Here is an 11,177-nt window from a genome sequence, read left to right as displayed (position 1 = left end):
GCGGTGTGTTGCTGTATTGCACCTGTGCAATACAGCTTTATCCTGCATTTTCCCAACCACTTTCCAATTTTCATAAAAAAGGGGAAAATCGTATCCCCAGAAAGGAGCCACGTAATGGAAAATAAGTCAAAGGGTCGTGTGGCCAGAGCGTATAGGATCAGTGATGAGACGGTAGAAACCCTGAAGGCCATAGCTGACAAAGAGAACTGCACAGAAACTGCTGTTATCGAGAACGCCATCCGCTACTACAAAGACTACCTGTATATGCAAACTGACGGGGCCTTCATCAATGAGAGCGTGAAGCGCACCTTCCTTGCCAGCGTCAACCTGATGGAAACACGACTGAACAACCGCACCAACAAAGTGTTATCTGAACTGGCGATCCAACAGGCTATAATCTGCCAGGTTCTTGCGCACGAACTGGAAATCAACCCCCGCGCGCTGGACAATTACCGCCGCGCCGCCGTGGAATACTTGAAAATGAATGATCGTGTGTTCCGGCTGGAAGATATTTTGGAAGAATGAGCCTATTTCTCTTGCAAAAACGCCGGATAATTCCATCGAATTATCGAGAAAAACAGGTTGTGCCTAATAGGCACAACCTGTTTTTCTCCGTCCGAAAGTGAGGTGAGACAGTGAAAGTCAAAGCAATACTCAACTCCGGCTATTTTGCCAATACCCGCCATGCCACAAACTACATTGCGTATATCGACCGGCAAAGCCCCATCTTCGACCAGAACGGTACAGAAAAAAAGGTGCTGTCCGCGCAGGTGGAAGTGGAAGCCCCTGGCAACAGCACTGTATGGCGTCATGTGTACTCGCTGAACGCCAGCGATTGTGAGCGGCTGGGGGTAGACCGCAATTACATGAAAAATCTGATCGCGCTGAAAGCCGATGAACTGGCGAAAGCATATAACATTTCCCCCAACAATCTGCGGATGGTATGCTCCTGGCATAACAAAGACTTTCACCCTCATCTGCATTTTTTGGTCTGGTCCACTGACAGCCGGGAAGCGTTCATACCTCATCGAGAGAAAGAGACTGACAAAAGCGCGGCGCTCAATGCTGCCACGCGTAAAGTAAAAAGCAGTTTCACCAATGAAATCTTTCGCGGCGATCTGGAATATCTGAAGGAAGAAAAAAGCAAGCGCCGCGACAAACTCAATGAGCAGCTGCGCAAACTGGTGTCCAGCGAGTATCTGGTGGACCGTGAAATCACCGATGCCCTAAAGGATTTGGGGAAAGACCTGCGGGAAACGCCAGGCAAACACACTTACAAATTCTTGCCGCCGCAACTCAAAGCCGAAGTGGATAGCGTATTGGAAAAAATCATGCAGCGGGACCCGATCTTGCGGTCCATGTATGAAGAATACCTGGACAGTCAAAAAGAACTGGCCCTGACATACGCCTCCTACGAAGAAACACTGGACAAAAAGTTTGCAGAGATCGAAAACAGCTTCTTTCACCCATATTGCGATTTTGAAGAACGCCGCGCTGGCCGCGCCGAGGTGACCAGGCACAATATCATCATCCATGCCGCCGAGCGGTATGTGCGGCCAACAGTACAGAGAAAAACAGCCTCGCACGTTCCTCAGAAAAAGTCAACACCGGCCATGACTTCGGCGGGAAATGCTGCTGCTCTCTCTCAGACCGGCAAACCACCAAACGCGCCAACAGTACAGGAAAAAACAGCTTCGCACAGTGAGCCGGAAAACGCAACCCCGGATGAAAAGGTGGATGGTTCCGATTATCAGGAAAAAAGCCCCACTTATGCAGTGCAGAACATGCTGTTTCGCCTGGCCAAAACACTGAACAGAGATCAGCAGCAGACACAAAGAATGAACCGGGCCGCCCACGTCGCCAACGGTCTGACCGGCGAAAAGCAAAATGTGAGGAAGTTGAAAACCGGGCTTTCCGATGAACGCAACCTATCTACCATTGATCTGTAATCACCGATTTGTGCCTAATAGGCACAGTCAATTATTCACGAAACACCGAAACATTTCTAGCTGCAATTTGCAAAAAACATTGCATATTTCGGGGTGAAACGCTCTGAGATGACTTTTCGTTGAAATCCCCCTTGACAAAATCATCAGATTAAGCGAAATTGTGTGTAAGAGAATCACACGAAGCACGCGGAGGTACACTTATGAACATCAACATGCAGTTACTGGAGAACATGACCGAGCAGGAGCGGTTCGACTGGTTTGAGGACATCCCGGAGGAGGAACTGTTGGCGCAGCTTGATGCTATGGCGGAGCCGGAACGCCTGGCTTTGCTCGAAAAAATCCCGGAAGAAATCCGCTGCAACATGGGCTTCCTTTCCGATCAGGAGATCGCCTTCCAGGAAGCACGCACCCGTTATAACACAAGCTGGCCCGCGGCTGCTGATTTTGGCGGCTTCAGCGGAAAATACGGGCAGCAGTATAAAGATTGGTTGGAAGCCTACTGCCCGGAGGAATTTTGGGAGCTGGTCTGCAAGGGCGAATTGGCGGCCCTCTGCCAAGAGAAAAACGTGGAAGTCGGAGACTTCGTTGAGGACACTGTAAAGGCTTTGCTTGCCAACAACCCCGCCCCGGACCAGAACACCCAGCCTTTGGAGCATGTTGGTCACATGAACGCCTTGAAGGCTCAGGCAGAGGAACTGGCCGAACCGCTGATGTTTGGCGGTCACCAGAAAGGCGAACTGGGTGTTCCCAGAATGGCCCGGCCAGTCGCAACCCGTGGGCGGGCCAAAAACAGATTTTTCGATGGCACACAGGAGGATTGGGAAGCGCTGGACCGTGATGCAGACAGCGCTTCTGACCACGAGTTCGCTTTGATCGAGGATGGTGAAGCATCGCCCTTCTAAATATTGCAAATACGTCTACCATTGGGAGCAGGCTCTGTCCTGCTCCCTTTTTGTTTTGGGGAAACTTATGAAAGGGGTCAGCCGATGGAACACAAAACCAAATATAAGCAACTAACAGAGGCATATCTGCATGCTCTTGGTGTAATCACCGAAAGCACCGCCACCTGGGCAGAATTTCTCTGTTCGGCTGCGTACACCTATGAGGAACGATTTCAAAGCCAGGTACTTTTGCACCATCAACGGCCAGGGGTAAAGGCTGTCGCAACGCTGAATCAATGGGACCGTGAAAAAAACCGGCACATTGTTCGTGGAACGCACGGAATCCCTGTTTTTGATGCAAAACATCCAGAATGTCTGACGTATGTCTTTGACTACCAAGACACGGCGGGGCGCAGCACCCCCGGTCTCTTACCGTGGACCGTATACGAAAACAAATCGGGAATTGCGAGGCACAACCTGCTGAGGCGTAGTGGAGAAAAAAGCCTGGACAGCTATGTGCATACCAAAGTTCAGCAAATTGTAGATACTGAAGTAAAGTCTGAAACGTCTGCCGCGATGCGTACCGAGTTGCAAAAATTCCTTGAACAAAGCGCAAAATATGTGGTCTATACTCGCCTCAATATGCCGGTGGATAATCTGGATACCAGCGCCTTTTCTTTTGCAACGCAATATCAAAACAGGCCCAAAGTGCTTGAGCGGTTGGGGACACTACTCAGCCATTCGCTGGTAGCGTGCCTGTCCCCTGTCCGCGATATAGCCCAAGCCATGCACATGACTATGCCCCCGCCGGAGGGCCTTGCCGTACAGAAAAAAGATACGAGAACCCGCAGCGTCCCGGAAACATCGGAAGTCACCGCTGAAGCATCGCCGGAAGCGCCCAGAGAATGGGGTTTTTATGTAATTCCCGATTTGAAAACCTGGGCCACAAATTCCTCGGAACGCACCCCCATTGAACATTACGAAACCTTTGAGGAAGCCAGGGACCGATTCGCCGCGCTGCGCGACCAACCCTATAACAAAACCAACGATCTGAACGATGACGGCCAGCCCTATGCCCATCTGACATTGGGCCTCGAAAGCAAAGACAAATTGAGTTCCGTTGACATCCTTCAGGTACGGGCGGGCCAGAATTATCTTGTGGAGGATTTTACCCGCATGCAACGGCTGCGGGCCGATTCTGTAGTGCTAGAAAATCTTTCCCGCGTGGCAAGGGAAATCGGCTTTGACCGGGTGCGGCCCTATGTGATGGAGAACGGCAGCTACAAAGCCTTGCCGGATATGCCTTTCTCCCAATGGGAAAACCCGTATTTCACCGTCGATTCCCCGGAGCAGGGCGATACCTTTACTATCTACCAGCTAAAAGGCGGGTCGGAAACACGGGACTATCGCTTTGAGCCTTACGAGAGTTTGCAGGAAGCTGGGCTGGCCATTGACCGGCAGAATTACGATCTGGTCTACACAGCCCCCCTGGATGGCAAAACCACGCTGGAGGACATCTTCCGCACATTCAACCTTGACCGTCCCCCTGACTTCACCGGCCATAGCCTTTCCGTTTCCGACATTGTTGTTCTGAACCGCGGTGGGGACACTAAAGCGTATTACTGTGATAGTGCTGGATTTGTAGACGTTCCCTCCTTTCTGGAACAGAAAATTGAAACCGCTGTTGACCAGCCGATAATCAATGAGGATGAGATCAGACGCGCTCTTTGTGATGGAAGTGGTTTTGAAAATGGCAAAATGCGGATTCAATACTATTTTTCCCAGCCGGTATTGCCGCCGAGAGAAGAAACGATTCGCTGGCTAAAAAAAGAATATGGAACAGGCGGCAGGTCTTGGGACTTTGCCAACGGCTCCCGCGGGTGGCTGGATTACAACAATAAAGGCTTCGAAATCCAGTGTAAAACCGATAATGGGCGGGTAAGCCACACACTGACATGGCAGGAAGTTTCCAGCCGACTGCAAGAACTGGTGCAAAGCAACCGTTATCTCACAGACGCAGAATATCCCGAATATGAGGAATGGCTGTCAGCCCGTCAAGCAGAGCAAGATAAAAGGGCAGCCGACTTGGAACAGGCCAAAGAAATCATTCGGGAATACTGCACCGAGAATGGCTTCGACCCACCAAAATTTGAAGATCTCCGCCACATTGACCTGGCCTATTCCTCAGCCGGCGAAGGAGAGCATAGCATCAATGTCTATGTGGATCTCCTTCACCACAAAATAGTCTATAACGTTGATGGAGAAAGAATCCTTTCCGCGCAGTACGCTTCGACGGCAGAATTGGTTGAACATGAGTTGTCCGGGGTAACCTTTGATGAACTCATCGGAACAGCTGAGCAAGAGTACCAGGAACGGAAACGTGAACAGGCTATCCGTTCTGCTCCCCAAAAGCGTCCCTGTATTCCTGGCGATATTGTCTATTTGGAAAACGATAAGGCTTTTATTGTCCAGGATATTGGCGAAGGGGAGATTCTTCTGCAAGACCAGGAACTTCCCTTGTTCAGCCGCTCTGTGAGTAAGGAAGAATTTTCCCGGCTTCTGGAACGGAACGAGCGAAACAGCCGTCTACAGGCCCCAGCCACTCCCAGCATCGAAACCTCCGAAAAGACGAAAGAATCTACGGCCCCGGAGCAAGTTCAGCCTCAGCCCATCCCACAAAAGACCGCTGTAGAAATACCTATCAATGGGAAATGGACGAAATTCCAGACGGTAGCAGACGCCGAACAGGCCGCCTATGAGGAATATAAGGCAAATATCGCCCGTAACGCACAAAACTACAAAGCTCTGCCGGATGAGCAAACAGAGCCGGGCGGGCCAAAGGCCCGGTTCCAGGACAACATCAACGCCCTTCGTCTGCTCCAACACCTGGAGACAACCGGCATGCAAGCCACCCCGGAGCAGCAGCAGCTTCTCGCACGATATGTGGGCTGGGGCGGCCTGGCAGACGCATTTGACGCACGGAAAGACAACTGGCATAAAGAATACCAGGAACTGAAAGAGCTTCTTCCAGAGGCCGAATACGAGGCTGCCAGAGCGTCCACACTTACCTCCTATTACACGTCGCCGGAGATCGTTCGCGCAATGTACAGCACTTTGGAGCGCTTTGGCCTGCAGGGCGGTAACATTTTGGAACCGAGCATGGGTGTGGGTGCGTTCTTCGCAAACAGACCGGCCAGCTTCGACGAAAGCGCAAATTTGTTCGGCGTGGAACTTGACCCCGTGACAGGCCGCATTGCAAAGCAGCTGTACCCTAAAGCCAATATCCAGATTTGTGGGTATGAAAAAGCCACGTTGCCGGACAGCTACTTCGATGTGGTGATTGGTAACGTCCCCTTCGGTCAGTACAAAGTAAATGACCCTGCATTTAACCGATATAACTTCCTGATACATGATTACTTCGCAGCCAAAAGCATTGACAAGCTGCGCGTAGGGGGTATCCAGGCCATAATCACGACCAGCGGCACGATGGATAAGCAAACAGAAGATGTGCGAAAGTATCTTGCAGCCCGTTGTGAGCTGATCGGTGCAGTGCGCCTGCCGAATACGGCCTTTAAGGCTCTGGCCGGTACGGAAGTGACAGCCGACATTCTGTTTCTTCAGAAACGGGAGCACATTCTTGACCAGGACGTATCCTGGTTGCACACAGGAACAAATGCGGATGGCATCCCCATGAACCAGTATTTCATCGACCACCCGGAGATGATTTGCGGAAAAATGGAGATGGTCAGCGGCCCCTATGGGATGCGCCCTACCTGTCAGCCTGATACCAGTACTACGCTGGAGGAGCAGCTGCAGGCTGCGATGGGAAGATTGAATGCCACGTTGGTGAAGACTGAGCCGATTATCCTGGAGCAACCCGGAGAGATATCCCCTCTTCCTGCAGACCCGGATATACGGAATTACAGCTATGGCATCCGTGATGATAAGATTTTTTTCCGTACTGATTCAGTCATGCGGGAAGTCACCGCAAACGCCACAGCACAGGCCCGAATCAGGGGCATGGTCTCTATTCTGGCCACCACGCGGGAGTTGATTCAGGCCCAGCTCGACGATCTCCCGGATGAGGCTGTTGCGCAGCTTCAGCGCCGGTTAAATCACGAGTACGACGCCTTCACGGAAAAGTATGGCAGGCTTAGCAGTCGCGCAAACGCCCTGGCCATGCGTGAGGACAGCGGATACAGCCTGCTTTGCTCTTTGGAGATTTACGACGACGATCGCAATTTCAAGGCGAAGTCGGATATGTTTACTAAAAGAACCATCCGGCCAAACCAGGTGATTGACCATGTAGAAACCGCCAGCGAGGCTCTCATGCTGTCTGTCCAGGAGCGTACCAGTGTAGATCTGTCCTATATGGAACAACTGACCGGCAAACCCCGTGATGAACTGCTGCAGGAACTGACCGGCGTGGTGTTTCGCGTTCCCGGCGAAACGACAGCTGCCGGTGAGCCATTGTATCAAACCGGCGAAGAATATCTCTCTGGTGATGTACGCAAAAAGCTGGCCACGGCTGAAATATTCGCTCAACAGGACCCCAGTTACCAGGTCAACGTGGACTCGCTGAGAGGCGTTCAACCGAAAGACCTGACGGCATCCGAAATTGAATTGCATCTCGGCACTACCTGGATTCCTCCAGAGGATATCAAACAATTCATTCTGGAAACGATGGAGCCAAATCGCTGGGCGGCACAATCTATAAAAGTCAGCTATAACCGGCTCAACGCTACCTGGAACATCGAAGGGAGTTCCGTAGACAGCTACAGCTTGAAGGCTACAACCACTTTCGGTACAAAGAGAAAGAATTTTTATGAGATTTTACGTTGCAGTCTGAATTTGCAGGCGGTCAAGGTTGTCGATTATATCGAGGACGTAGACGGGAAGAAGAAGGCTGTACCAAACGTCAAAGAAACTCGATTGGCCCAGGACAAGCAGCAACAGATTGAGACCGCCTTTAAGGATTGGATATACCGCGATCCCGTCCGGCGGCGGCGATTGGTTGATTATTACAACACCCATTACAACAACCTGCGGCCACGCGAATATGATGGAAGTTTTCTGCGCTTTCCGGGCATGAACCCGGAAATATCGCTCAGACCCCACCAGCGCAACGTAGTAGCCAGAATTTTGTTTGGCGGTAATACTCTAGTAGCTCACTCAGTTGGCGCAGGTAAGACAATGGTTATGGGCGCTGCCGCGATGGAGAAAAAGCGCCTGGGGCTGTGCAATAAAACACTAATCATTGTCCCCAACCACCTGACCGAACAAATGGGCAGCGAACTTCTCAGTCTTTACCCCAACGCCAATATACTCGTTTCCACAAGGCATGACTTTGAGAAAAATCGCCGCAAGCTATTTTGTTCTCGTATCGCCACCGGCAACTATGATATCGTGATCATGGGACACAGTCAGTTTTCCCGGATTCCGCTGTCAAGCGAAAGGCAGCAGAAGTTCCTGCAGGACGAGATCGAACGGTACACGCAAGAAATTGCCAGCGCAAAAAAGGAAAAAAGCGGGCAAGATCTGAGTGTCAAGCAAATGGAGGCCACCAAAAAACGCCTTCAGTCACATTTGGAAGAACTGATGGATTCTCCCAAAGATGATGTGGTGACATTCGAACAGTTGGGCGTCGATTCACTCATGGTTGATGAGGCCCACGAATTTAAGAATCTCGCAGTCACCACAAAAATGCAAAATGTTGCCGGTATATCGACCTCAGAAAGCCAGAAAGCAACTGATCTTCTGATGAAAACCCAGTATTTGGATGAAATCACTGGCGGGAGAGGGCTTGTTTTCTGTACTGGCACCCCAATCAGCAACTCACCCGTTGAGCTGTATACTATGATGCGGTATTTACAGGCCAGCACGTTGCGTGCCCATGACCTTTTGTCTTTTGACGCCTGGGCCGCCAACTTCGGACAAACCACAACCTCCATTGAACTAGCCCCGGAAGGTACTGGCTATCGGTCGAAAACACGCTTTTCAAGATTTTTCAATCTCCCCGAACTTATCAGCATGTGGAAGTTGGCCACCGATGTACAGACTTCCGATATGCTGAACCTAAAAGTTCCCGATCTGGAAGGAGGAAAAGCCACAGCTGTGATGTGCCCTCCCACGGAGCTACAGAAAGAAAGCATCCAGGCCCTTGGAGAGCGGGCCGAGAAAGTCCGCGCTGGCAATGTAGACCCGCACACAGATAACATGCTCAAAATTACAACGGACGGCAGGAAACTGGCTCTCGATCAACGGCTGCTCAACCCACTTCTCCCGGATGTTCCCGAAAACAAAGCCACGGCCTGCGCCAGCAAGGTATTTGAGATTTGGCAAAACACCATGGCCACACAATCGACGCAGCTGATCTTCTCCGATCTGGCCACCCCCAGCACTGGAGAATGGAACGTTTACGACGATATCCGTGACAAGCTGATTGCCAAAGGTATTCCGAAGGAACAGATTGCATTTATCCATGACGCCAATACCGACGCCAAAAAAGCCACTCTGTTTGCAAAAGTGCGTGCCGGAAAGGTGCGCATCCTGATGGGCAGTACACAAAAAATGGGAGCCGGAACCAACGTGCAAACCAAATTGATTGCACTCCACCATCTTGATGTGCCCTGGCGGCCCTCGGATATTGAGCAGCGCGAAGGTCGGATTCTGCGCCAGGGCAACGAAAACCCATCTGTGCAGATCTATCGGTATGCAACCGAAGGCAGCTTCGACGCCTACAGTTGGCAGCTGATCGAAAACAAGCAAAAATTCATATCGCAAATCATGACCAGCAAGTCGCCTGCTCGATCTTGTCAGGATTTGGACGAAGTTGCACTGTCCTACGCGGAAATCAAAGCCCTATGCGCCGGCAATCCCCTTATCAAAGAAAAGATGGAACTGGACAATGAAGTGGCGCGACTGAGTACATTGCGCTCGTCCCATATGTCGCAGATATTTGAGCTGCAGGATAAGATCGCTATTGGATATCCTGCCTCCATCCAAAAAGTCGAAGAATCTTTGGATGCAATTTCCAAAGATATTGACCTTTACAAAGCCAATAGTCGTTTCAATTCAGACGGCAGCGAAAATTTCTCTGCTACTGTAATGGGTACTTTCTACACCGAACGCAAAGCAGCCGACGCTGCTTTGCGCGATGCGCTCCAAAGCGCTACGGCTGGTGATGTCATAATAGGTGAGTATAGAGGATTCCAAATCCATGCCTATTATGATGCCAAAGCCACCAGCTTTTTGGGATATCTACAGGGTACACAAAAATACAACTTCGAGTTTAACCCGAAAGAAAACTTTTCCTCGTTCCGGCACCTTTTGGAAAAGTTATCTGACACACAGGCTCAGGATCAGGAACTGTTGACGGCGCTGAACAAAAACCTGGAGGATGCAAAAGAAGCTGTAAACCAACCTTTTGCGTATGAGAAAGAGTTTCAGACCAAGCTGGCCAGGTTGAACGAACTGAACACCATCCTTAACCAAGAAGGAGGAAAAACAGACGTGCATCCCGAAATACAAGAACTTCAAGCTAAAATTGATCAAACTTATGCCGCTATGGCTGCCGATCCGCAGAAGTATCTGGAATACTTGAATTTCCGCGGTCAGTGCGTTGGCATGGGTGTGGAAAACAGTGTGGCGGTGTTTGCTCAGAATCCAAAAGCCACCTACTGCCCCAGCCCGGAAGCTATCGGCTCCCCTAAAGTCAAACCTGGAGAGGAAGATCGTTCTATCTCTGTTTTGCGCACCGATGGGATAGAGCGCGTCTATGCTTTGGAGCAGTACGATCTGCCGGAAAGTGAATATCTGGATAAAGCCCCTCTACAATGGACAGAGGCCCAGCACAGCGACCTGATCCACCGCGTTGAAGATGCAGCGCAGTTGGCCGATATATCTGTTTTAAGCGATCTGCGGCATGGCACAGGATTTTTTGATGCGTCCCGAAACGTCATACATATTCGGGAAGGAAACAACAGTACAGAACAACTGAAAAGCCTGCTGGAAGGCTATTCCGAGGCTGTGATTACCCGGACAAGTACATCCGACAAGCCGGTGGCCGAACTGGAAAGCGCCGCCCTGACGGCGCTTCTGCAGGTGCGCTGCGGCGTACCGATCGATGAGCAGTTGACCGAAAGAATCACCGCCGCCTTGGAAGACGCCGGAAATGTGGGCGGCTTTAGTATGCGGGACAGCGTAGCGCGGCTCCATAACGCGATGGAGTACTGCGTTCGGTATGCCGAGCTTGAACAGACCAGCGAACAGTACCAGGCTCAACAGATTGAGCCGGAGGAACTGACCCCGCAAAGCGAAGCCTTTATGGAAATGATGTAAGGCAGGT

The 11,177-nt window shown here is 51.0% G+C and carries 4 protein-coding genes; all 4 read left to right on the top strand.

The window, feature by feature from the left end; genetic code table 11:
* The first annotated feature begins 114 nt into the window (after nucleotides 1–114).
* The 4 genes from NQ490_RS08505 to NQ490_RS08490 all read left to right on the top strand — a co-directional run bounded on the left by NQ490_RS08505 (nucleotide 115) and on the right by NQ490_RS08490 (nucleotide 11,170).
* Complete coding sequence (locus NQ490_RS08505) at nucleotides 115–525, top strand: hypothetical protein (RefSeq protein WP_040918967.1); 411 nt, start codon at nucleotides 115–117, stop codon at nucleotides 523–525.
* Between the two features lie 110 nt (nucleotides 526–635).
* Entirely contained in the window at nucleotides 636–1,949 is a 1,314-nt protein-coding gene (gene mobL / locus NQ490_RS08500; protein ID WP_007048755.1) for a relaxase MobL, read from the top strand.
* A 200-nt stretch (nucleotides 1,950–2,149) separates the two neighbouring features.
* Complete coding sequence (locus NQ490_RS08495; protein WP_007048756.1) at nucleotides 2,150–2,851, top strand: TnpV protein; 702 nt, start codon at nucleotides 2,150–2,152, stop codon at nucleotides 2,849–2,851.
* Between the two features lie 84 nt (nucleotides 2,852–2,935).
* Nucleotides 2,936–11,170, top strand: a complete 8,235-nt coding sequence (locus tag NQ490_RS08490) for a YodL domain-containing protein (RefSeq protein ID WP_007048757.1) — start codon at nucleotides 2,936–2,938, stop codon at nucleotides 11,168–11,170.
* The last annotated feature ends 7 nt before the right edge of the window (nucleotides 11,171–11,177 follow it).

Origin of the sequence: Subdoligranulum variabile (assembly GCF_025152575.1) — a bacterium.
GTDB lineage: Bacteria > Bacillota > Clostridia > Oscillospirales > Ruminococcaceae > Gemmiger > Gemmiger variabilis.
This window is presented reverse-complemented; position numbering and strand designations above follow the sequence as displayed.

What these genes read in the sequence shown, in the direction of transcription:
- NQ490_RS08505 (WP_040918967.1), top strand. Translation starts at nt 115, where the DNA reads ATGGAAAATAAGTCAAAGGGTCGTGTGGCCAGAGCGTATAGGATCAGT.
- NQ490_RS08490 (WP_007048757.1), top strand. Translation starts at nt 2,936, where the DNA reads ATGGAACACAAAACCAAATATAAGCAACTAACAGAGGCATATCTGCAT.
- NQ490_RS08495 (WP_007048756.1), top strand. Translation starts at nt 2,150, where the DNA reads ATGAACATCAACATGCAGTTACTGGAGAACATGACCGAGCAGGAGCGG.